12 protein-coding genes are annotated in these 24203 nt (G+C 63.7%); 1 reads left to right on the top strand and 11 read right to left on the bottom strand.

Annotated elements, in window-relative coordinates; translation table 11 throughout:
- Window positions 1-137 precede the first annotated feature (137 nt).
- From K3M67_RS16705 to K3M67_RS16685, 5 genes are all read right to left on the bottom strand, one after another.
- Window positions 138-1460 (bottom strand): oligogalacturonate lyase family protein, encoded by a 1323-nt coding sequence (locus tag K3M67_RS16705; RefSeq protein ID WP_285833490.1) that lies wholly within the window; start codon window positions 1458-1460, stop codon window positions 138-140.
- Between the two features lie 15 nt (window positions 1461-1475).
- Window positions 1476-4178 carry an exo-rhamnogalacturonan lyase family protein gene (locus K3M67_RS16700; protein ID WP_285833489.1) on the bottom strand — a complete coding sequence of 901 codons (2703 nt, stop codon included), beginning with the start codon at window positions 4176-4178 and terminating at the stop codon, window positions 1476-1478.
- 22 nt (window positions 4179-4200) lie between these two features.
- On the bottom strand, window positions 4201-4866 hold the full coding sequence (locus tag K3M67_RS16695) for a DUF6250 domain-containing protein (protein ID WP_285833770.1): 666 nt from the start codon (window positions 4864-4866) through the stop codon (window positions 4201-4203).
- A gap of 26 nt (window positions 4867-4892) precedes the next feature.
- Window positions 4893-7631: a TonB-dependent receptor gene (locus K3M67_RS16690; RefSeq protein ID WP_285833488.1), complete on the bottom strand. Its 2739-nt coding sequence runs from the start codon at window positions 7629-7631 to the stop codon at window positions 4893-4895.
- Between the two features lie 256 nt (window positions 7632-7887).
- Window positions 7888-9357: a diguanylate cyclase domain-containing protein gene (locus K3M67_RS16685; RefSeq protein ID WP_285833487.1), complete on the bottom strand. Its 1470-nt coding sequence runs from the start codon at window positions 9355-9357 to the stop codon at window positions 7888-7890.
- 224 nt (window positions 9358-9581) lie between these two features.
- Between K3M67_RS16685 and katG the strand changes: the two genes are divergently transcribed.
- Window positions 9582-11783 (top strand): catalase/peroxidase HPI, encoded by a 2202-nt coding sequence (katG, locus tag K3M67_RS16680; protein WP_285833486.1) that lies wholly within the window; start codon window positions 9582-9584, stop codon window positions 11781-11783.
- Window positions 11784-11828: 45 nt separating this feature from the next.
- Here the strand turns inward: katG and K3M67_RS16675 are convergent, their stop codons facing one another.
- From K3M67_RS16675 to K3M67_RS16650, 6 genes are all read right to left on the bottom strand, one after another.
- Window positions 11829-14789 carry an amidohydrolase family protein gene (locus tag K3M67_RS16675; RefSeq protein WP_285833485.1) on the bottom strand — a complete coding sequence of 987 codons (2961 nt, stop codon included), beginning with the start codon at window positions 14787-14789 and terminating at the stop codon, window positions 11829-11831.
- A gap of 180 nt (window positions 14790-14969) precedes the next feature.
- Window positions 14970-15602 (bottom strand): DUF4198 domain-containing protein, encoded by a 633-nt coding sequence (locus K3M67_RS16670; protein ID WP_066858961.1) that lies wholly within the window; start codon window positions 15600-15602, stop codon window positions 14970-14972.
- Window positions 15603-15615: 13 nt separating this feature from the next.
- A complete protein-coding gene (locus tag K3M67_RS16665; RefSeq protein WP_285833484.1) occupies window positions 15616-17715 on the bottom strand; it encodes a TonB-dependent siderophore receptor in 2100 nt (699 codons plus the stop codon).
- A gap of 143 nt (window positions 17716-17858) precedes the next feature.
- The gene (locus K3M67_RS16660; protein WP_285833483.1) at window positions 17859-19445 is read right to left on the bottom strand and encodes an amidohydrolase; all 1587 of its coding nucleotides are present in this window, start codon (window positions 19443-19445) and stop codon (window positions 17859-17861) included.
- Between the two features lie 17 nt (window positions 19446-19462).
- Window positions 19463-21037 carry an amidohydrolase gene (locus tag K3M67_RS16655; protein WP_066858958.1) on the bottom strand — a complete coding sequence of 525 codons (1575 nt, stop codon included), beginning with the start codon at window positions 21035-21037 and terminating at the stop codon, window positions 19463-19465.
- 31 nt (window positions 21038-21068) lie between these two features.
- Window positions 21069-23966: a TonB-dependent receptor plug domain-containing protein gene (locus tag K3M67_RS16650; RefSeq protein WP_285833482.1), complete on the bottom strand. Its 2898-nt coding sequence runs from the start codon at window positions 23964-23966 to the stop codon at window positions 21069-21071.
- Window positions 23967-24203: the final 237 nt, after the last annotated feature.

Genomic DNA, 24203 nt, shown 5'->3' with positions numbered 1-24203 from the left:
TCAGAATGTTACATCAATTGTCGTCACATTTCGTCACATCGGAAATGTTACGTCGCATTGCAGGCGACGACGGCGTGCCAGCTTCGCGCCACACCCCGCCACCCGACTGAGACTCGGCCTCGTGCGCGCCGGTCGGCCTATCGCGGTCCGCGCGCCACACGCGCGGCATAGACCTGGTTGCTGCCGTCCATGTTGGACCGGAAAATCATCCACTGGCCATCGGGCGTGAAGGTGATGTTCGGTTCCAGTCGATAATCGTGCCGGCGCATGTCGACGATCTTCTCGGCTTCCAGCGTGCCCGGCGCGATGAGGTCGGCGGCATTGTCGGCATGGATGCCCGCCACGTCGGGAATGGCCCTGGGTGTGAAGAGGTAAAGATATTTCCCGTCCGGCGCATGGGCGACCATCTCGCTGTCGCCGCCGTCGCCGGAAAACTGTTTCAGATCCGGCGCCTGATTATAGTGGACCGACCACATGTTGCGATCGACATGATACCAGCGGCGCTTGCCGGTCGCCAGTTCATAGCCCGCGAGCCATAGGACCTCGCCGCGCGGCGTCTGGAGGTCGTACCAGATCCACTTGCCATCGGGCGAGAAGAACTCGTGCCCGGCAATCTCCATGTTCATCGTCCGCTTGTGGAGCAATTGTCGACCGCTGCCGTCTGTGCGGACGGTCCAGATGCGGTCGACCTTGTGCCACGGCCCCTCATGACAATACATGATGAGGCCGGGGTCGGTCGGCGAGAACTGGACATGGTTGAGCCAGTCGGTCGAAGCGACGACGACTTTCCGTTCGCCGGTGCGAATGTCGATGGTGAAGATCTCCATGGGGATCTTCGCCTCCAGCCGCTCGTTGAGGCGCACCTCCTTGGCTTCGGCGAAGCTCAGCGGCTTGCCGTCGGGACCGTTGGCCGCATAACTGGCCTGGCCGAACTGCTGCTTGATCTCCGGCGCCTTGCCCCTCGCTGTGCCATCGGGCTGGAGCGGCCTGTCGCTCGCCGCCCATTGGCCGAGCAGCAGCGTCTCGTCGACATTGATCGATCCGATCGATCCGTTCGCAACGGTCGCGATCCTGCGGACCTTACCGGTGTCGACGTCAGCAGCGAAAATGGTCGTGGCGCCCGCCCCATCGTCGCGGCGCCGACTGGCGTAATAGACGCTACGCGTCCTGCGGCCAGTGAAGAGCAGTTGCAGGTCCGCGCCCTTTACCAGCGGCTTGATGCTCCAGTCCGCGAGCGTTACGACGCTGATCCCTTGCGGCGTCGATATGACCATCTTGTCGCCCTGCGGCGTATAGCTGTTCTGATGGAAATAGAGGCTGGCCGCACCGCCCGGCTGGTCTGTGATCTGGACGATCTCATGACCCGTCAGCGCGTCGGTCCATTGCTTCACCGGCTTGGCCATCGCAATGCCGGTCCATGCCAGCGCCACCAGCGCCACAGCCGAAATGCCGATCTTCATCCTCTTATCCTCTCGTCAGTCCTGCGTCGGCAGCGCATCGGGGATGAGCGCCAGGTTCTGGATCGCCGCCAGCCCCCACTGGGCAGCCGCATTGGTGGACACGTCCGGCCATTCGACCGTCGGTGCAATGACCCGCGCGCCCGTCAGCGTCACGCGGGGGTCGCCGCGAGACAGGCCAAGGCCAGCCTCGCCCGACAGGAACTCCACCCATGCCCGTTGCGCCATGGCGGCATCGCCCGTTTCCCGTGCGAGATAGGCGGTCAGGCGCGAATGGCCTTCCCTGAGGTTGCGCCCCTTATAGGGTTCGTGGAACGCCACTTCCCATTCCGCCCTGGGCGCGTTGAACCAGCGGCAGTAATCCAGCCAGGCCTTGCGATAATGCGGCACGTCGATCAGCTGTAGCAGTTCCGCATTGACCTCCAGGGCGCCGAACACGGCATTGAGGTGGGACAGGCTGATCTTGTCCCCATCCCCCAGGAACCGTCCGGTCGCCAGGTCATAGGGGGCGGCTCCCGCCAGCCAGCCGCGCTTCAGCCGGCCGATACTGTCCATGCCGGCCATCAGCCGGTCCCGCCATTTCCGCTCCCCGGTCCGCTCCCATTCGGTGAGCCAGGCCGATGCGACCGAACACCACATCGTGCCGAAGCTGAGATCGATCACACCTTCGGGCAGCGGGGTTCGCTCGGCGCCGGGCACCTTGCGGCCGATCTCGACATGACGGAGCGCCTGATCGGAATCGAGCAGGTCGCGCATCAGGTCGCCCACTCGCTCGTCGGCGGTCAGATAATAGAAGATACGGCGATAGACGACATTACTGACACGCGGCTGCTTGCTGCTGTCGCTCCAGTGCTGGACACCATGGCGTGTGCCCAGCCCCTTGAATCGGCCGAGATGGTAGACATCGACCTCGCCCGTATGACGGGTCATCGCCTCGGCAAACCGAAACAGCTTCGGATCGCCCGATCGCAGCACGCTTAGCCAGAGCCAGAGGTCGGGCGACAGCTCACTATTGTCCCACGCGAAACCGCCAATGTCATAGCGCCACTGGTGCCGGTCTTCGTCATAGCTGTGCATGACATCGCCATGGTTCCAGAATCCGTACCAGCGGCGGCGGTCGACCTCGCCTTCATAGAAGTCGGCGAGGTTGCTGATCTGGTCTTCGATCCGCGCCTTCATCGGCGACGAGCGGTCGGGCAGGCTCCAGGGTCCGAAAACACGCGCCATGTGGATGCGTTCGGGCGCCACCATCAGTTGCGGCGGCACGGCATTGGCCTGCGCCATGGCGGAAAGCCGCTCTGAATCGGGCGTGGCGGCGCAGGCCCAGAGCGTCAGTTCGCTCGTGCGCGCGACGCCGGTCGCACTGTCCCAGCCCGTTTCATAATCCTCATAGGTGATGGCCAGCCCTTCATTCTGGGCATCATAGCCTTCCATCCCCATCACGCCGCGATAGGGCCGCATGTCCATGGGCCGGGCATCGGGCGACCAGAGCCAGAGGTTGAGCGCTGCCTCGTCGCCCGCTGCGCCGCGAATGTCGATCTGGGCGGGATGACGCTGCCAGAAATAGCGCGCCGCCATCGCGACGCCCCCCTGCGGCGATCCGACATAGCCCAGCCCCAGCGACCGGGTGCCGGCGGTCGCGTCGACCCAGGCATGGCCCGGCGCCGTCCGTTTGGCGATGGCGAAGCCGTCGGCGGTCAACTGGCTGAGGGTGAAATCGCTCCAGGTCGGAATCCGGTTGAGCAAGGGGCGGACACCCGGCGCGATATTGTCCAGCGCCACCGCCTTGCCCGCAATCTGCGCCGCACGGGCTGCTGCGCCGGGATCGCGGCGCAGGCCGGTGAGCGGCCGCACCGCCTCGGAAAAGAGGCTGCCCTCGGCGGTGGCAAGGCGAACATGGCGATCGTGCGCGGCGCCAGCCATGGGCACCGCGGCGCTGAGGCCAATGCTGCTGACGAAATCCCTGGCCGGATCGCCGTCGAAGATGAGGCTGTGGACGACGCGCAGATGGTCGCCGCCCGCATAGGCGTAAAACCGCAGGGTGAAAGGCAACATCGTCCGCCCCTCGCCTTCATGCACGCCTTCGATCTTGATGACGGCGCGGACCGGTCCTTTCTGCTCGACCGTCAGCCGGTCGATCCGCCCGGTGAGACGGGTCCGCCGGCCTGCTTCGGGCGCATCATCGACGCTGGCGACCAGCGACAGAGCGCCCATCACCTGCCGTGCGCCCGACCAGGCGCCGGTGATGACGGTCCTGCCCGAGCGGGGTATGCGCCAGCGGGCCGCCCCGCTGACGATCTCGACCGCATCGGGGTTTTCGCGCACGAGGACCGGGGCATCGGGCGCTTGCGGCCTTCCCGGCACGACATTAAGAGCCGATGGCTGGTCGGTGCCGGCCGGAACCGCATGGGCCGACCATTTGAGTGAGCCGTCAGGCCAGGTCGCCAGGGTCCAATGCTGCGAGGGAAGCGATCTGCCATCCTCGGCGCGCAGGCTGAGCGGCGCATTGGCCCGGATCGCGCCACGCGGCCAAGGCACGCCATACGTCTGGCCCAAGCTCAGCACCGGCGCCGCGCCGTCGATCCAGCGCACCGGCGTTTGTGGCGCACGCGCCACGGGCCGGGTCGCGGCCAGCGTTTCGGGCGGAATCCAGGCCGCCGCGCCGCCAAGCAGACCGAGCCGCAGCAAGTCCCGCCGCCTGACCGTCAGATCTTCCTTCATGCCCCCTCCTTGCGGGGCCGGTCTACAGCCGGCTGATCGAGAAATTGCGAATCTGGATATGGCTCTGCGTCGTCCGCACGCCGAAATGGCCACGCCGGTAGGGCGCGCCATCGGTCATGCTGAACAGGGTCGCGCCGTCACGCACCACCGCGATGCGCTGGCCGTCGGCGATCAGGCGCAGGCGGAACCACCGGTTCGGCTCCAGCATATCGGCTCTGGCCAGCCGGTCATGTTCCGGCAGCAGCGGGCGCTCGCCCGCCTTGCCGACATAGCGGCGCATCCGCGTGGTCGTGTTGCGGTTGCCCCCGATGCCGACATAGTAAGTGCGAAGCAGGTCATAATCCTCGAACACGCCACTGCGCCGCGTTGCCAGCACCGATCCATCCGGTGCATTGGCGTCGGTCGCCATCCAGAAGGCGTTGACGTCGCTGACCGCATCATGCGGTCCGCCCGCGTCCACTGCCCTGACTTCATAGTCGATCGCGATCGGGCCATTCAGTGTGGGCAGGAACCACAAGGTCAGACCGGCCGGGGTATCGATGTCGAGCACGCCCTCCCGCGCCGCCACCTTTGCGTCCCCCGCCGCCTCGATCCGCCATTGCATCAGGCCATGGCGGAAGTCGTCACGGTAGAGGATGCGACCGGGCGCGCGCGCCGCCATTGGCAGGGCGGCCAGCGCGGCGAGCATCGCCCGGCGGTTCAACCCCCTCGGGCTCACAGCTTCAGGCGAACGCCGCCATAGACCCTGCGACCGAAGGTCTCGATGATGGTACGGCGATAGACGCTGTTCGCATTCTCCTTGCGCGTGGCATCGAGCAGGTTGACGCCTTCGAGGAAGAAGGAGACGCCGGGCATGACCGTGATGTTGAGCGAGGCGTCGAGCTGGCCATAGGCCTCGCCGAACTCGGGATTGTTGCCGCGCCCCTGTGCGACGATCAGATATTTGGACCGCCAGTTATAGGCGCCGCGCAGGCTGACGACATCATCCTCATAATAGGCCGACAGATTGTAGCTGTGGCGCGACAGGCCCTGGAACGGCAGCGATTCCCCGGTGAAATAATCCTTCCCTTCGTAGCCGCTGTCCTTCGAATAGGTATAGTTGGCGATCACACCCATATTCTTGATGACCGGCACGTCGACGAAATCGAAGGCCAGCTGCGCGCCTGCCTCCACGCCGTTGATCGTCACCTTCTGCGATCCGTTGGTGGGCACCAGGATATTGTAGGTGACGCCATTGGCGTCGGTGAAGGCTTCCGTCGTGTTCTGGATGAAGGAGGTGATGTCCTTGCGGAAATAGGTGACGGACGCGAAGCTCGTCTTGTTGATATAATATTCCAGGCCCGCATCATATTGCCGCGCGCGGAACGGCTGGAGCGCGGGGTTGCCGCGCGAGCCGGACAGGCCCACCACGTCGAGCGTGAAGCGGGGCGCGAGCTGTTGGGGCAGTGGGCGGGCCATCACTTCAGTGGCCGTCAGACGCGCCTGCAACCGGTTGGGGATCAGGTCCGCCTTCAGGTTGATCGACGGCAGGAACTCGGTGTTGCTGCTGTCATAGGCGACAGGCGTGATGATCGGGGGCCGGCCCGCGCCCTGCGACGCGCTCTGATAGCCCGACGTGTTGACCTTCGTGTTGACGACGCGTGCGCCGATCACACCGCTGACCGGGACGGCGCCCACGTCAAATTCGAAAGCAGCCTGCCCGAAGCCGGCAAGATTGCGTTCGCCCACTTCCCAGGTGTCGGTAAAGACCTGGCACGTACCGCCGGCATTGGCCGGGCAGCCCCCTGCGGCAAACGGGTCCGGGATGCCGATCGCGTCCGCCACCGCCTGGTTCATGTTGAGCCAACCGGCATAGCCGTCCGAAAAGCCCAGGTCGCCGGTGTCGAAGAAGGGCGCGGTGCCGAGTCCCGCAAGACCGACGGCATTGTTGATCTGGGCCTGGACAGCCGGGTTGCCGACGCCGTTGAGGACCGTCGATCGATTGAAGAATTTGCTCTTCACGGTCAGGTCACGATATTGGCCGCCCACCTTGAGCGAGGTGATGACGCCGCCGTCGGGCTTATATTCCGCATCCAGCTTGGCCATTTTCTCGGACTGGTCATCATAGCGCGGGCGGCGCAGGACGGTCAGCTGGTTGATGCCGGCCGTGGTCGTCGGGTCGTTGGGCAGGATGATCTTCGGCGCATTCTGGCCATTGCCGTAATCGACCTGCAGCCACGGCATCCCGGTGACGGCGGCCGTCGCATTGATCTCGTTATTATAGGCCTTCGCCTTGGAATAGGAGATTTTCGGGGTCAGGGTCAGCTTGCCCGTCGTCCATTCCGCACCCAGCGCCACATTGTAGGTGGTCCGGCGGATGTCGCCCAGGATATTGCGATAGGAAACGCCCAGCTGGCTTCCCTGGGCCAGGGCCGGATTGTTGACCATCCGCAGATACTGGACAGTATTGTCCTCGCCGATCACCGTGTTGGCCGTATCGAGCAGGCCGCCGCTGGTGCCCGTCTGGAGATATTGCGACGTCACCGACTGGTTCGACCGGGTCCAGTTGCTTTCGAGATAAGCCTTGAAATCGTCGCTCGGCCGCCATTCCAGAATGCCGTTGAGCGCATAGCGGCGGGTTTCGAGGCGGTTGATGACATAACGCGGAATGTCCGGGAAGAAATCGCCCATGCCGTCATTGTTGAGGTCGAAGGCCTGCATCCCCGGCGTCACGCGATCCCGGTCGATCTGAACCCAGCCCGTGGTGCGCGCCTGATGGCTTTCGACATTGCGGTTCTCGAACGTGCCCGACACCAATATGCCGAGCGTACCGTCAGCGAAGGTGTCGCTGCCGATGATGGCCAGGCGCGGGTCCATATGGTCGCCGATGTCGGCATAGATGGCTTGGGCCGATCCGGCCAGATAGGGCTTGCCGCCATTGTCGAACGGCCGGCGAGTGATGATACGCACGGTGCCGCCGACGCCACCTTCGGTCATGTCGGCAGTGGCCGACTTGACAACTTCCAGCCGGTTGACGAACTCCGAAGGCAGATCGCGGAAATCGACGTCGCGGCCGCCGCCGACGGTGGTCGAGAGCGCGGTGGTGCCGTTGATCTCGACCCGGTTCAGCGACGGGTCGGCGCCGCGAATGGTGACGCCCGCGCCCTCGCCATCGGCACGATTGATCTGCACGCCGGTCACGCGCTGGAGCGCCTCGCCGACATTCTTGTCCGGGAATTTGCCGATATCCTCGGCCGAAATCGCGTCCAGCACCTGAGGTGCGCTGCGCTTGGCATTGAGCGCGCCCTGAAGGCTGCTGCGAATCCCGGTGACGACGATATCGGTTTCGCTGACATCGCCCTGCTGCGACCCGCCCGCTTGCGGCGACGCGTCCTGGGCAGCCGCCGCCAGCGGTGTCACCGCGATCAGCGTCGCATAGGAAATCGAAGCCAGTTTCACAGATCGCAACCGCACCAGTCATCCTCCCTTTAGCCAATATTCCACATATTGGACTTTGATTGCGTTATTTGGAAAAAACTGCCCCACCTTGTCAAGCTACTGTTTTTGCGGGCAGGCAGAATGAGCCACGGGCGCGACGGATGGAGCCGGCTCATGAAGTAGCTGCAACTGGAACTTGGAGAGCTTGAATAGGCCCTGCCTACGGGCCGAAGCCGGACGCGCAAACGATCTACTTAGGCCGCGACAGGCCGTATTTTCCTTTATTGTCCAGCTAGTTTGCGCTCACATTGGCTCGGAAAATCGGCGCGTCCACTCCGAAAATTCGGCCGGACCCACGCTGGTGACGCTTGGCCTGGTAAAGGGCCAGATCGGCCCGACGCATCAGTTCCACCGGTGTCAGAATCGCGCCGTCGGTGAGGACCGCGCCTACCGTCGCCGACACGCGGCGCACCTCCCCATCCTGTCGCACCATGACCTGCAAACGATCCAGAACCTTTTGCACATAGTTTTCCAGGTCGGCGCAGTCGCGCGGCCGCGTGACGAGCAAAGCGAACTCGTCACCTCCCAGCCGCGCCGGAAAGGCATTCGCCATGCAGCCAACGCGCATATGCGCGGCCATCTCCTTCAGCACCTCGTCGCCTGCGGCGTGGCCGAAACTGTCATTGACCGCCTTGAAACCGTCGAGATCGATCAGCAGCAGCGCAATCGGCTCGGCATTGCCTTCCGCCGCGGCCAGGGACTCGGCGAAGCGGTGCTCGAAGCTGGCGCGGTTGGGCAGGCCGCTCAGGCTGTCGGTGCTCGCGCTGTGCCGCAATTCCTCCTCGCGCAAATGGCGTTCGGTCACATCCTGGAACACGCCGACGATTGCGGCGGGCCGTTCATGGCGGAACTCGATTTCGCCGACGCTGCGTACCCGGCGATGACGGCCGTCGGCGGTCGTGATCTCGGCCTCGAAGTCGAAAGGCTCGCCCAGTCGGGCCGCGCGGGCGAGCCGATCCTGTATGCGGACGGCTTCGGCAGGCGCAAAGAAATCAAGCGCCTCGTCCAGCGTCGGCATTGCGCCAACGGGAAGACCGTGGATCGCATAGACCTGTTCCGACCATTCCATTCGCCGCTCATCGAGAGACAGCCTCCACGAGCCGATTCCCGCGAGCTTTTCCGCCTGGCGCAGCAGTCGATGCTGGCCATCCAGGATATTCGCGCGCTCCTCCGCCAATTCCGCCAGGTCGCGGGCTTCCTCCGCCGACACATGCGCGCGCAGCAGACTGTTCGCGAGCGCGGCCAGATCGCGCAATATCGCCAGTTGATCCTCCGACAGGCGGCGCGGCCGGGTGTCGATCACGCACAGCGATCCGAGTCCGGGCAGATCATCGGCAAAGCCATCGCTGTGCGGACGCAGCGGCACGCCGGCATAGAAGCGGATGCGCGGGTCGCCACGTACCAGCGGATTGTCCCCGAACCGGACATCCCTCAGCGCATCCTCGACCAGCAGCAAATCGTCTTCATATATCGTATGTGCGCAGAAAGCCTGTTCGCGCGGGGTTTCCCGCACATGCCCCATGCCCTGGGCCGACTTGAACCATTGGCGTCGGCCGTCGACGAGCGACAGCAGCGCAATCGGGCAGTCCAACAGCCGCTGTGCCAGCGCGGTCAGGGCGTCGAAATCGCGCTCCGCAGGCGTATCGAGAATGCGAAAGCTCGCCAGCTTGTCGAGGCGAGCCGCTTCGAGGCTCTGGTTCATGCGCCCTGTTTCCTTATCGAGATGAAGTTTGACCGATAAAGCTAAGAAATGCTTACCGGATGAGTCAGGTCATCGCCCCGCCGCCTCGACTGGTCGTCGCGGCCTCAACGGCTCTGCTTGTTACTGTCAACGGATTTTCCAATTTCCGCTTCGGGGCGGCGAACGCCTATAAGTAACATGAGAGCCGAAGGGTAGCGGTTCGATCTAGAGAGGAGTCTATTCCCATGGACGCGAAGACGAGTGGAAGCCCCCTGAGCGACCCGGCCAAGGAACCGGCCGCGCTACGAAGCCTGCTGGGGCGGACCAACCGGGATTGGTGGCCCAATCAGCTGTCGCTGGACATCCTTCACCAGCATGGCCGCACCGGCGATCCAATGGGCGACGATTTCGATTATGCTTCGGAATTCAAGAGCCTCGATCTCGCCGCCGTGAAGCGCGACCTGACCGCGCTGATGACGGACAGCCAGCCTTGGTGGCCGGCCGACTATGGTCATTATGGTCCTTTCTTCATCCGCATGGCCTGGCACAGCGCCGGCACCTATCGCACCGGAGACGGGCGCGGCGGCGCGTCGTCGGGTACGCAGCGCTTCGCGCCGCTCAACAGCTGGCCGGACAACGCCAATCTGGACAAAGCGCGGCGCCTGCTTTGGCCGGTCAAGCAGAAATATGGCCGCAAGCTCAGCTGGGCGGACCTGATGATCCTGGCCGGCAATGTTGCGATTGAATCGATGGGCGGTCCGGTGTTCGGCTTCGGCGGCGGGCGTGCGGACGTGTTCGAGCCGGAAAAGGACATCTACTGGGGCACGGAAGAGTTCTGGGTCGGGCAGGAAGGCAATGAGACGCGCATCCAGCCTGAAAAGGAGATGGTGCTGGAAAGCCCGCTCGCCGCGATTCAGATGGGTCTGATCTACGTCAATCCGGAAGGACCGGGCGGCAAGCCCGATCCGCTCCAGTCGGCGCGTGACATTCGCGAAACGTTCAGCCGGATGGCGATGAATGACGAGGAAACGCTGGCGCTGACGGCTGGCGGCCATACGTTCGGCAAATGCCATGGCGCGGGCGACGCATCCAAGGTGGGCGTCGAACCCGAAGGCGCGGACATCGCGCAGCAGGGGCTTGGCTGGCAGAGCGGGCATGAAAGTGGCATGGGCGACCATACCATCACCAGCGGGCTGGAAGGGCCATGGACGCCCACCCCGATCCAATGGTCGATGAACTATTTCCGGATGCTGCTCGACCATGACTATGAACTGGTCAAGAGCCCGGCCGGCGCCTGGCAATGGCAGCCCAAAAACCAGAAGCCGGAGGATATGGCGCCCGGCGCGCACAGCCCGGAAAAACGCGTGCCGACGATGATGACCACGGCCGACATGGCGTTCAAGGAAGACCCGGCCTATCGTGAAATCGCGGAACGCTTCTATCGCAACCCGGACCAGTTCGCCGACGCCTTCGCCCGCGCCTGGTTCAAGCTCACCCATCGCGACTTGGGCCCGAAGGCCCGCTATCTCGGCCCCGATGTGCCTGCCGAGGATCTGATCTGGCAGGATCCGATTCCGACCGGAACGACCTTGAGCGATGCGGATGTAAAGGCGCTGAAGGATCGGATCGCGACAAGCGGCCTCAGCGTCAGCCAGCTGGTCAAGACCGCCTGGGCATCCGCCGCCACCTATCGCGATTCCGACAAGCGCGGCGGCGCCAACGGCGCCCGCGTCCGGCTGGCGCCGCAGAAGGACTGGGACGTCAACGAACCTGCCGAATTGGAACGGGTGCTGCCGGTCTATGAAGGGATTAAGGCCGATTTCGGCGGCCGGGTGAGCATCGCCGACCTGATCGTGCTGGGCGGCAATGTCGGGGTCGAGAAGGCCGCGAAGGCGGCTGGCCGTGACATCAGCGTCCCCTTCGCCTCCGGTCGCGGCGATGCCACGGACGAGCAGACTGACGCCGACAGCTTCGCCCCGCTGGAACCCAGGGCGGATGGCTTCCGCAACTATCTCCAGGTCCGTTTCAACGTACCGACCGAGGAACTGCTGATCGACCGCGCTCAGCTGCTCGGCCTCAGTGCGCCGGAAATGACGGTTCTGGTGGGTGGCCTGCGCGTACTTGGCGCCAATCATGGTGGCTCGCCGCACGGCGTGTTCACCGACCGACCGGGGCAGCTGACCAACGACTTCTTCGTCAACCTGCTCGACATGGGCACGGCGTGGAAGGAAGTCAGCGCGCGGGGCGATGAGGTCTTCGTGGGTACCGACCGCGCGACCGACGAGGAGAAATGGACGGCCACGCGTACCGACCTGGCCTTCGGCTCCAACTCGCAGCTGCGCGCCCTGTCGGAGGTCTATGCTGCGGCGGATGCAGGCGACAAGTTCGTCGCCGATTTCGTCAAGGCCTGGACGAAGGTCATGAACGCGGACCGGTTCGACCTGTAACGTAGCTGATCGCCGCCGGGATGACCGTCCCGGCGGCGATCGGTTCTATTTGCCGGCGTCGCCGATCAGTTGCTCGACATCGTGGCTGACGCCGTTCGCCACTACTTTGCGCACCTTGAACGTGTTGGCGATGTTCTCGCGCGGATCGCCGTCGAGCAGGACGATATCGGCCAGCTTGCCCGCTTCCAACGTCCCGGCATCCAGGTTCAGCGCCTTGGCCGAATTGACGGTCGCGGTCTGGAGCGCCTGAAACGGCGTCAGCCCCGCATCCACGTATGAAGCGATCTCCGCATGGAGATTGGTCGCGATCATCGTGTCGGTGCCCGCAACGACCTGGGTGCCTGCGTCATACATTTTCTTGAGACTCACCAGACCACCGGCGAGCAGCGGCCGGGTGAAGATCGCCATCGGGTCATTGGTCCCGGTCACCGTCTCGCGCGCCCAACTCGGGTAGAGGTTGACGCGCGGGTCGGTGCGATAGTCGGGGTTCTTCTCCAGATAGCCGGTCAAGGCGCCGAAGTTTGTCGGGGTCAGTGTGCGGCCGCTGCGGCCGAACAGCTGGATCACGTCCTCATAAGCCATGCCGCCCGGTCCCTGCTTGGGCGAATAGCCGCGCCGGCTGGTCGCCCCCAGATGTTCGGTTCCGTCGACTCCGGTATAGGCGGCCGGGAAGATTTCATGGCCCGACACGGGTATGCCCATTGCATGCGCCGCCTCCACGATGCGGCGCTGGTACAGGTCGGGCATCCGGACATAGCTTTTGACGATGTCATATTTGAGCGTCCGGGCGCGGGCCAGCTCGCGTTCCAGATGCGCCGGGCTGGAGACGGCGACGCCCATCTTGTAATAGACGCGCTGCCATTCGAGCAGCGGCCCCCCGACATAGAGGCGCGGCGACAGGCGCACGCCAGCCTCGGCAGCCTCGCGATCCTCGACCGCATCGTAAACCTGCGTGCCGGGATCGCGCACCGTGGTGATACCGTAGGCGAGCCAGGCCTTTTCCAGGTTCGACCCGAAGTCCTTCTGGACGTGGGAATGAAACTCGATCAGGCCCGGTATCGCTGTAAGACCGGTGCCGTCCACGAACTGGCCGGTCGAATGCAGGCCCGGATCATGGTCGCGGATCGCGGCGATGCGATTGCCCTCGATAATGATGTCCTTGTCATGCTGGGTGGCATCGGTGACCGAATCGATCAGATGGCTGACATGGATGACGGTGCTACCGTTCGGTTTGGCAAGGCGATAGCTGAGGTCGATCGGTACGTCGGCGATTACCCCGGTAGCGACGTCGATCCTCTTCAGCATGTCGTTCGCCTGATAGAGGATGGTGCCTGAGTCCGCCGTCCAGGTCGGGTAGAAGGCCGTGTCGGCGGTATAGCTGCGGACCGGCCCCAGTGGCTTGCCATCCTTGTCCACCGGCCAGATCTTGAGCAGCCCCTCATAGATGCCGGCCATTTTCGTGCCATCCGGGGACCAGGCGGGGCCGCTGCCGCTGCGCGTGTCGAGCGACATATCGGGTTCGGGTATCTGCCAGAAGGCTTTGCCCTTGCCGTCCGCAGGGATCACATAGACCTGATTGGTGCCCTCGCGGAAACTGTTGGAATATTTGTAGGACAGGCTGATGGCGACATATTTGCCATCCGCCGACCAGCTTGGGCTGCCCGGCTGGCCGAGCGAGCTTTGGAGCCGCGTGACCTTGCCGGTGGCGACGTCGACGACGCACACGCCTGCCACGCCCCAGCGGCCATCCACGTCGATGAAGGCGACGCGGGTGCCGTCGGGCGACCAGGCCGCGCCCAGCGGCTGCGTGTCCATATGGGTGAGTTGCCGGTCCTTGCCGGTCCCCAGATCCCTGATCCACAACTGCGGCAGGCCGCCCACCCGGTCGGAGCTGAAGACAATGCTCTCCCCGTCTGGCGACCAGGCCGGATCGGCGTCCAGCGCGGCATCCTTCGTCAGGTTTTCCGGCACCCCGCCGTTTGACGAGACGACATAAAGATCGCCCAGCGCGACGAACGCGATGCGACTGCCGTCAGGCGAGATATGCGGATGGACGATGCCCAGCGCCTTGCGCGGCGCGGTGGAGTCCCAGTCGCGCTTTGCGCGGGTGTAGCTGGGGCGGACGACTTCCAGCGTGGCGGCAAAATCGACCGTGGCGAGGGCAGTTCCGCTGCGCCGCCGGATCTTGCCGTCCGAGACATAATAATAGTCGCCCCGCTTCCCCCAGGATATGCGGAAGGGAAAGACATTCTCCTTCCCACTGACCCGCGTACCGTCGATTTCCAGGTGGCTGCCGGCATCGTCCGCGACGACATAGGCGAGTTGGCCGCCGGGACCGAAGGATGGCGCGTCGGCCCTGCCCTGCACTTCCTTCAGCAGGCTTTCCTGGCCGGTCGCGAGGCTGGTGACGTAGATCGCGCTCTTCGTCATGCCCTCCGCGCCCGAATAGGCGATGCGGCCACCATCGGGCGACCAGCTTGGCAGGCGATCCTCGCGCGGGTTGCTGCTGACCTGCTTCATCGCGCCGGTGGCGATGTCCAGCGTCCAGATGTCATAATTGCCGCTGCGGTCGGAGGAGAAGGCGATGGTCTTGCCGTCGGGGGAAAAGACCGGATCGCGATCATCATAGACGCCGTCGGTCAGCTTCCGCCTGTCGCTGCCATCGGGCCTGATGGTCCAGAGGTCATAGTTGCCGTCGCGATAGGCGAAATAGACGAGGCGTGCGCCGTCCGGGGACCAGACCGGCTGGCGCGCGTCGTTGAAATAGTCGGTGATCCGCTTCGCTCTGCCGCCCTTTGCGGAAATGATCCACAGGCTGCCCTGAAGGTCGACCGCCAGCCATTTGCCGTCCGGCGAAACCGACACGGCCATGGAGGTGCCTTCATGCACGTCGAAAGCCACGGGCGCTTCACCTCCGGGAGGCGGCAGGTTGGCGGGCTCGGCAAGAGCCGCTCCCGCACCCCCGAGCATCAACGCGAACGCAAGGGTCTTGAGCGAAGACGTCATGTCGAATGATCCTCTTTCGGCGCCGGCTGCTGGTGCAAGGCAACACAGGCTGGGACGAAAGAGGCGGCAAAATCCGCACCTTGACCGATCTGGAAAGCGAAATCGCAGCTGGGCCGGATCCTGCGTGCCACCGCGCTCCAGCCGGAACGCGTTGGCGCGCATCAGGACAAGCCAAAGCGCTCAGTCGCGGAAGAAACTGAGCGTCGTCATATGGTAGATGGTCGCGACCTTCTGGCCGGTGAGGCTCAGATCGCCTTTCTCCTCCTGCGTCGCGGAGAGGATGTAGCGCCCCTTGTCCTTGAGCGGCAGCGCGACCCGGCCCTGCGCATCGGTGGTGAAGGCTCTCGACCATTTCTCCGGGGTGATGGCGGTCAGCTTCGCGCCCGCCACCGGCTTGCCGTCGCGGATAAGGATGAAGCTGTCGGCGCCCGGCGCGGTCGGCACGATCTCCAGCGGCAACACAGCCTTCGTCTCGTTGCGGCCGGCGCGGGCATAATAGATGACGCCCTCCTTCTTGCCTTCCTCGCCCCATGGCGCGAACACGCTGTCATCGGTCACGCGGACATCGCCCGCAGGCGCGGCCACCTCGATATAGCCGGTCTTGCGCAGTTGCGGCGCCTGCCCGGCGGGAACCAGGCGCGGGGCCTTCAGCTTCTCGAACTCGGGGTCGCCACCCTCGGGCAGCACCTCGCCCGGTTCGCCCAGATAGATGCGCGCCGGACCGGCGCCGTCGCGCTCGACCCAGATTTCATGCGCCTGCGCCAGCGCCGGGAGGAACGCGATCGCCAGCAGGGCGCTTGTCCATTTCAGCATAGTCTCTCTCCGTTCAAAACCGATAGCCGATCGTACCCATCACATTGCGCGGCGCGCCCATGAAGCAGTCGCCGCGCGCCAGGCAGGACGCATAATATTGGTTGTTCAGCAGGTTGGTCGCGTTGATCGCAAAGCGCCAGTTCTGCCAGTCGATCTCCGCGAGAGCGTCGACCGTGGTGCGGGACGGCGTGACGATCGTGTAGAGCGTACCGGCAGGAATGGCGGGATTGAGGCCATAGGGGTCGATCGCTCCGGTCGACTTGCTCTTGCCGCTATAGACGGCGCCCGCGCCGAGCCTCAGTCGCGCGCCCCCCACGACACCGAAGCTCTTGGTCGACCAGATCGACGCGGTGTGGCGCGGCATATAGTCGAGGCTGCTGTTCACTTCGGACTTGAGCTTGTTGTAGCCATAATTGACCAGCAGTTCGAAATCGCCGGGCAGGCGGTGGCTTGCTTCTAACTCCACACCCTTCGTGGTCAGTTCACCGGACTGGGTGACGACGTCATTGGGCAGATAGAGGACACGGTTGCGCTCCTTGATGTGGAAGGCCGTGACGGTGACGAGCGTGTCGCGTTCGGGCTGCCACTTCACGCCCGCCTCGAACTGGGTGCCGGTCTGCGGCCTGAATGGGTCGCCATCGCTGTTGGCGCCGGCGATCGGCAGGAAGCTCTCCGTGTAGCTGAAGAAGGGAGACAAGCCCGCGCCGATTTCGCCGATGATGCCGGCGCGGAAAGTGGTTGCGTTGTCTTCCTGCCCCGTCGAGTTGGTGACATGATCCCGCCGCGCGCCCAGCACGAGGGAGACGCGGTCGAAGAAGCGGATCTGGTCCTGCACATAGACGCCGAGTTGCTTCTGCGAATCATAAGCGAATGGGCCGGTCGGTGCGTAGGCCGCCAGCGCATCATAATCGATGTCGTACAGGTCGACGATCTCTGTCGCACCATAGGTGGTGCGCTTGCCGACCCTGTTCCAGCTATAATCAAGACCGACGAGTAGCTTATGTGTGATATTTGCGCCCGTGTCGAAGCTGAACTGAAGATTATTGTCGGTCGAAAAGACGTTCATCTTCGCGTCGCCGGCACTGGAATAGAGGCCGATCGTCCGACCGTCCGTCCCGTAGACCGAGAATGGATCGGTCGGATAAGTGTAGCTGTCCGCATAATGGGTGTAATATTCGAGGTCGCTGTCGATATAGCGGGCCTTGAGGCTGAGCCGGACCTTGTCCGAAAAATCATGGGTGATCGAGCCGCCGCCCTGGAGCGAGCGGCCATTGTAACGATCCCAGCCCGGCTTGCCGACAAATGTATATTGATCGAGCGTGCCCGCAGGATAGGCTGTGTTCGGGCGGAACGTGCCCACGATCGGCAGGAACTGGGAGGTCGATCCGGTGTCATCCTCCTGATAGAGGCCGGTCAGCACTACATCGGTGTCGGGCGTGGGCTGCCAGCGGATCGACGGCGCGAACATCACACGATCGTCGGGGACATGATCGACATAGGTGTCGGCATCGCGAACGCGGCCGACGACGCGGACCGCCAGATTGTCCGCCAGCGCGACATTGACGTCGCCCATCGCCTCCTTACGGTCATAGCTGCCGTAGACGAGGTTGATTTCACCGCCCGTCCTGAACTCCGGCGTCTTGGAGACGAGATTGACCAAGCCGCCGATCGACCCCTGGCCGAACAGCACCGATGCCGGGCCGCGCACGATTTCGACCCGAGAGAAATTATAGGGATCGGAGGTGATGCTGGCATAATAACTGAAAATGTCGCGCATCCCGTCGCGAAACTGCAAGGCGTCGATGCCGCGCACGTTGAAGCCGTCCACACGTGTATCGCGACCATAGGGATTGGCCAGCACGCCGGCGGCATATTTGACCGTGTCGCTGATGCTGATCGCGCCCTGCGCGATGAACTGGTCGGAGGTGATGACGGTAATCGGCTGCGGCAATTCGATCAGGGGCGTTTCGGTCTTGGTCCCCGCATTGGCTGCGGTGACGACGATCTGGCCTTCATCGCCCGACGCGTCGGCAGCGACCTCTTCCGCGTGAGCAGCCGTGCCACACAATGCGATCGCGGCCGCCCCGCTCAATGCCCATAGTCGAAAATTCATCTGATTTCCCCTGTTGCGACTCATTTGCGCTCGCAAGTAGCGCTAATGCGACAAATTCGCAAACAGCGGAAATATTTTTGTCGAGACGAGCGATATGCGGCGACCAGGATCGCCGCATATGCAATGGCTAACGCAACCCCGCGTCAGTCGCCGTAGCGCACGCCCAGCTGCTCCAGATAGCTGCCATATCTGGCCGGATCATAATAATATTTCTCCATCTCCGGCCGCAACTCGTTCATTATCCTCTCGTTGCGATGAATGGCCGGCTGGTCGTCGGGGGCCAAGACCGGGTCATATTTCTGGGTCTTGAGCTGGACGTCCCGGAAATAGGTCTTGGCGCTGGCCAGCAGCTGGGGATCGGTCATCAGGTCTATGACGGTCATCGCAACCGCCTTGGCGCCCGCGACCGTGCCCTTGTGCGCGATCGGCGTCGCCATCGCCATGGCGGCCGTGGCGTGGTGGAAGATGATGTTGGGGACATTGGCGGGATAATTGATAGTAATGGTCGGCACGCTCCACATCACGTCGCCAATATCGTCCGAAGCCCCAAAGCCGCCGCCCGCACCGCGCGTTTCAGGTTTCGAGAGCGGCGTGATGCTCGTCGCGAGCGGCTGCACCTTCAGCCCGTTGTTAACCTGCACCGCCTTGGCGAAGGCCTGGTCGGCGGCGGACCATTGGGGCATCCCCACCGCCTTGATATTGGCATAGGCGGCTTCCGCCATCGGCTTGTTGCCGAAATTGGGCGCGGCATAGCCCAGTATCGTCCGCTTGACGCTGGTGCCGGTGGCCTGCGCCGCCGCCTCCGCCACGCTGGTGCCGGTTTCGTAGAGCGAACGGACGGCAGCGAAATCCTTGTCGCGGAAATAATACCAGACCGACGCCTTGTCAGGCACGACATTGGGCTGGCCGCCGCCATTGGTGATGACGTCGTGCGACCGCTGGGTGAGCGGCAGATGTTCGCGCCGGAAATTCCAGGCCACATCCATATATTCCACCGCGTCAAGGGCGCTGCGCCCTTCCCATGGCATGGCGGCCGAATGGGCGGTCTTGCCGCTGAACTCATATTCGACCGACACCATGCCGTTCAGGCCAAGGTCGCCATAGGCCGTGCCGAAACCCGTGTTCACATGGCCGAAGATGCAGGCGTCGACATCCTTGAACATGCCCGCCCGCACGTAGAAGGCCTTGGTCGCCAGCAGTTCCTCCGCAACGCCGGGCCACAGCATGAGCCGCCCCTTGATCCCATTATCCTGCATGACTTTCTTAGCCGCCAGCGCTGCGGCGATCATCATCGGCATACCCGAATTATGACCCTCGCCATGGCCAGGCGCTCCCGCGACGATCGGCTTGACGGTAGGAACACCCGGCATCTGCGACACGCCCAGCAGATCGTCTATGTCGCTGCCCAGCGCGATCATCGGGCCGCTTTCCCCCCAGGTCGCGGTGAAGGCGGTGGGGATGCCCGCGACGCCTCTGGTCACGGTGAAGCCATTGTCCTCCAATATCTTCGCCAGATATTCGGAGGTGCGGATTTCCTGGAAGCCCGGCTCGGCGAAGCTGAAGACCTGGTCGACCATGACCTGGATCTGCTTGGCCTGGGCCTCCACCCCCGCGGCGGCCTGCGCCTTCATCGTCTGGGGTGAGGCCCCCTGCGCGGGCATGGAAAGCGCCGCCGCCGACAGGGCGAGGGCAAGTGCGATGGTGCGACCCAAAGGCTGCGTCCTCTTCATGAATGGAGCGTGGGAGATCATTGCGGCGTCAGAGTCGGATATTTGACGCCCAACTGTTCGAGATAGGTCTCATATTTGGTTGGATCGTAATAATATTTCTCCATCTGCGGCCGCATGAGCTGCATCGTCTTTTCGTTGAGCCAGATGGCGGGCTTGTCCTGCTCCGTGAGGACCGGGGCATAGCTGTCGGTCTTGAGCTGCACGTCCTTGAAATAGGTCTTGGCGTCGGCCACGAGCTTGGGCGTGGTCATGAGGTCCAGCACCGTCATCGCCAGCGCCTTCGCGCCCGCAACCGCCCCCTTGTGCGCGATCGGCGTCGCCATGGCGATGGCGGAAGTCACATTATGGCCGATCATGTTGGGGATGTTGGAAGGGAAGCGGATGGTGATGGTCGGCACCGTCCACATGATATCGCCAATGTCATCCGATCCGCCGCCAGTCGATGGCTTGCGGTTTTCCGGCGTCGACAACTCGCCGATTTCGGTGCGCAGTGGCTCAACCTTGCGCTGATTGGCTTCCTGCACCGCCTTGGCGAAGGCCTGGTCGTCGGCCGACCATTGGGGCATTCCCACCGCCTTGATATTGGCGTAGGCCGCCTCGGCCATCGGCTTGTTGCCGAAATTGGGCGCGGCATAGCCCAGAACCTGACGCGTCACGGTGGTTCCGCTGGCCTTGGCCGCCGCTTCGGACAGGGTGTTGCCCAGGTCGTACAGGTCGCGGATCGACTTGAAGTCGCGCTCCCGGAAATAATACCAGACCGACGCCTTGTCCGGCACCACGTTCGGCTGACCACCCCCGTTGGAGATGATATAGTGCGACCGCTGGGTGATCGGCAGATGCTCCCGCCGCATGTTCCAGGCGACGTCCATCAGTTCCACGCCGTCGAGCGCGCTGCGCCCTTCCCACGGCATCCCTGCCGAATGGGCGGTCTTGCCGTGGAACGTATATTCCACAGACACCATCCCGTTATTGCCCATCTCGCCGTAGCCGGTGTTGAAGTCGTTGCTCACATGGGTGAAGATGCAGGCATCGACATCCTTGAACAGGCCGTCGCGGACATAATAGGCCTTCGTCGCCAGCAATTCCTCCGCGACGCCGGGCCAGAGCATCAGGCGGCCGGGGATCCTGTTCTTCTCCATCACCTGCTTGACCGCGATGGCAGCGGCGATGACCAGCGGCATCCCCGCATTGTGCCCCTCGCCATGGCCCGGCGCGCCTTCCACCAGCGGCTTGATATTGGGGATGCCGGGAATCTGCGACACGCCCAGCACGTCGTCGATATCGCTGCCCAGCGCGATCAGCGGGCCGCCTTCCCCCCAGGTCGCGGTGAAGGCGGTCGGGATGCCCGCGACCCCGCGCGTCACGGTAAAGCCGTTCTGCTCCAGTATCTTCGTCAGATATTCGGATGTCTTGACTTCCTGGAAGCCAGGTTCGGCAAAGCTGAACACCTGGTCCACCATCACCTGCACCTGCTTGGCCTGCGCATCGACGGCGGCTGCAGCGGCGGTCTTCATCGCCTTGGGCGCGGCGGCCTGCGCGACCGGGGTCAGCAGCGTGCTGGCGAGCGCAAGGCTGGCGGCGATCGTCTTCATGCGTGTCATGGGATGTTACCCTTTGTCGGTCTTAGAATTGGAACTTGGCGGAGACGCGGAAGGAGCGGCCGATCACCTCATAGCGACCCCGGCTGGTCTGGGCGTAGGCAGGGACATTGTTGCCGTCCGGGCCGTTGCCGATCAGTTCCGGATCACGGTCGAGCAGATTGTTGACGATGAAGGTCAGCTTGCCGTTGCCGCCATAGGCCTTGAACTTCACACCGATCGAAGCGTCGAAGTAGATGGCGCCGTCGATATGGTTGTCATTGATCGTGCGATATTGCGTCGTCGAGGCCGGGCAGGCGCTGGTGCATTCGATATAATCGTTGCCATAAACCCCATCGCTGAAGCCGCGCGCCACCAGATTGAGGGTGAAGGGATCGGCTTCATAGAAAGCGCTGACGCGATAGACCCAGTCGGGCGAGCTGTAGGTGCCGGCCAGCGATCCGCCGTTCACCCCGGCATAATCGATCGGGAAGCTGATGCCGTTGTCGATCACATTCTCGATATAATGGGTCACCGCCGAATGAAGCGTGAAGGTGCCGGGCAGGCTGTCCGAAATATCGGACAGCGGCAGGCGGTAGCTCGCCTCGATGTCGAAGCCCTTGGTGGTCTGCTTGGCGAAGTTGATCGGCTGAAGGACGATGCTGGTCAGCGTGCTGCCATTGAAGATGATGTTGCTGCAATAGGAGGAAATGCCCTCCGCATAGCAGAGGTCGACCGTATCCTGCGCGGTGACGTTGCCGATCGCCTTGTCGATCTTGATCGCATAATAGTCGAAGGACGCGGAGAAGCCGGGCAGGAAGCTGGGCGTCAGCACCGCCCCCAGCGTCCAGCTGTCGGCGACCTCCGGCTTCAGATTGGGATTGCCGACCTGGTTCTGCACGAATTGCAGCGATCCGGTCGCGGGAGCATTGGCGCCGGTCGGGATGATGACCGTGTTGGTGCGCGCGGTGCCGGCCGCGAACAGTTCCTGAAGGTTGGGCGCCCGGATGTCATGGCTGATATTGCCGCGCAGACGGACATCGCGGATCGGCTGGAAAGTCGCGCCGAGCTTCCAGGTCTGGACCGATCCGGACGTCGAATAATCGGTGAAGCGCCCCGCGGCGTTGACGTTCAGCCCCTTGACCACCGGCAGGTCGACTTCCAGGAAGCCTTCCTTCACATTATAGTCGCCCTTGTTGACCAGGAAATTGCCGTAGAGCCAGCCTGAATTGAACTGCGGGTCGACCTTGCCGTCGATCTGCTCCTTGCGCCATTCCGCGCCGAATGCCACGGCGGCCGCGCCGCCGGGCAGGTCGAACACTTCGCCGCTGAAGCTGAGCGCCGCCACATCCTGCTTGATCGTCTGTTCGCGCTGCGGCTGCTCGGCGCCATAGATATAGGCCAGCGCTTCGGCCGACGGCCCCATGGTGCCGAGGCGGTTGATCGGCACGCAGCCATTGGTCGGATCGGTCAGCGTGGAGCGGCAGACGATGCTGCCATTGGGCGCGAACACCGCATCCTGCGCCAACGCCATGCGGGCGTTGTTCCAGGTGTTGGTCAGCTCCTCATGCGCCTTGGTGACGCCATGCTGATAATAGCCGTTCCATTCCCATTTGCGATCGAACAGCTCGAACTGCCCTTCAGCGCCGCCAACGAAGCGATAGACTTCTCGCTTGATGTCGCTGCCGGGCACGGGGAAGCCGGCATTGCTGGTCCCCATGGTGAAGGAGGTCAACCCCTGCGCCGCCATCTGCGCGGCGACCTGCGGATAATAGGTGCGCAGATAGGCATTGTCGGACCGGATGGTGACACCGGTGCTGGGCGTCTGCTGATAATAGCTGCGGCTGGTCGAACGATTATAGGCGAATTGGCCGTAAATGGTGATTTCCGGCGCGATGTCGAAGGCGGTACGGTTGAAGAAGCTCAGCCGTTCGTCATGCGGGACCAGCGAGTTGGTGCCGACATGACCGGCCAGCGTCACATCGGTGTCGCCGCCGACCATCCAGGGGCTGAGTACGGTGCCATAGGTCAGTTGCCCGGTCTGCCCCGCGCCCAGGAAATAGGTGCCGCGCAGCGGACCCGCGCCGATCAGGCCGCCGGTCGTATAGCCCGAAGGTCCAAAGCCCGACCCCACCAGCCGCTGTGGTTGACCATTGGTCCCATTGTAAGCGGGATTGTTGATCATGAAATAGCCGCTGTCGTTCCAGTCGCGGTCGATCGTGTCGACGCCGATCTGCTTGAAATATTCGCCGTTGAACAGCATGTGCAGCCGGTCGTCGAGCAGCGACAGGCCCGCGCTGGCCGTGATCTTGTAGTTGCGGCCGTCGCCATAGGTGCTGATGCCCTGGTCGACGCCGATGCGGAACCCCTTGAACCCCTTGTCGAGGACGAAGTTGACGACGCCGCCGACCGCGTCCGAGCCATAGGCCGCCGATGCGCCGCCGGTGACGACCTCGACCCGCTCGACCAGATCCTGCGGGATGGTGTTGATGTCGACCACGCCGCCCACGGTCGAGGCGACCGAGCGCTGGCCGTCGAGCAGCACGAGCGTGCGCCCGACGCCCAGGCCGCGCAGGCTGATCGAGTTGATGCCGGCGCCGGCATTGGACAACCCGCCCGACGAGGAGCCGGACGTGCCGCTACCCGCGATCGAGGGAAGCTGGTTCACGAAGTCCGAAATATTGGCCGGTGCCTGCGCGACGATGTCGGCCTTGCTCATCACCGCCACGGGGGTCGGCGCGCTGTAACCGTCGCGCACGATGCGAGTGCCGGTGACGACAATCTGGTCCTCGGCGGCTTCCTGCTGCGGCGCGGCTGCGACCGTTGCGTCCTGCGCGAATGTCGGCGTGGCAGATACCGCAATCAGCGCGGCAGTCGCTTTCAGCAAGTTGCGACCCAACTGGCGGCGGCGGTCGAAATTATAGCCCGGCACGATATGCGTCATTGTCTTTCCCCTGTAAGCGCGTCCAGTCGGGCCTTTCATCCTCCTCCGGTCATGCGTCAGGGATCGCGCCTTGCAGGCACGCATTCGCCAGGGGCAGGCGCTCTTTCGAATCTCGACTTGTCCCCCGGATGTGACCCCGTATATGGCCCCGGTTTTCCGGGCACCTGCGCTAACCCTTGTCCCGGCGGCCGCTTGTCCCTCCTGCGGGGCTGCCGATGACTTGGCGATGGTACACAA

Origin of the sequence: Sphingobium sp. V4, from assembly GCF_029590555.1 — a bacterium.
Classification (GTDB): domain Bacteria; phylum Pseudomonadota; class Alphaproteobacteria; order Sphingomonadales; family Sphingomonadaceae; genus Sphingobium.
This window is presented reverse-complemented; position numbering and strand designations above follow the sequence as displayed.

Bases quoted from the DNA above. Each gene is read 5' to 3' on its own strand.
- K3M67_RS16705 (WP_285833490.1), bottom strand. From the start codon at position 1,460: ATGAAGATCGGCATTTCGGCTGTGGCGCTGGTGGCGCTGGCATGGACC.
- K3M67_RS16700 (WP_285833489.1), bottom strand. From the start codon at position 4,178: ATGAAGGAAGATCTGACGGTCAGGCGGCGGGACTTGCTGCGGCTCGGT.
- K3M67_RS16695 (WP_285833770.1), bottom strand. From the start codon at position 4,866: ATGCTCGCCGCGCTGGCCGCCCTGCCAATGGCGGCGCGCGCGCCCGGT.
- K3M67_RS16685 (WP_285833487.1), bottom strand. From the start codon at position 9,357: ATGAACCAGAGCCTCGAAGCGGCTCGCCTCGACAAGCTGGCGAGCTTT.
- katG (WP_285833486.1), top strand. From the start codon at position 9,582: ATGGACGCGAAGACGAGTGGAAGCCCCCTGAGCGACCCGGCCAAGGAA.
- K3M67_RS16675 (WP_285833485.1), bottom strand. From the start codon at position 14,789: ATGACGTCTTCGCTCAAGACCCTTGCGTTCGCGTTGATGCTCGGGGGT.
- K3M67_RS16670 (WP_066858961.1), bottom strand. From the start codon at position 15,602: ATGCTGAAATGGACAAGCGCCCTGCTGGCGATCGCGTTCCTCCCGGCG.
- K3M67_RS16665 (WP_285833484.1), bottom strand. From the start codon at position 17,715: ATGAATTTTCGACTATGGGCATTGAGCGGGGCGGCCGCGATCGCATTG.
- K3M67_RS16660 (WP_285833483.1), bottom strand. From the start codon at position 19,445: ATGAAGAGGACGCAGCCTTTGGGTCGCACCATCGCACTTGCCCTCGCC.
- K3M67_RS16655 (WP_066858958.1), bottom strand. From the start codon at position 21,037: ATGAAGACGATCGCCGCCAGCCTTGCGCTCGCCAGCACGCTGCTGACC.
- K3M67_RS16650 (WP_285833482.1), bottom strand. From the start codon at position 23,966: ATGACGCATATCGTGCCGGGCTATAATTTCGACCGCCGCCGCCAGTTG.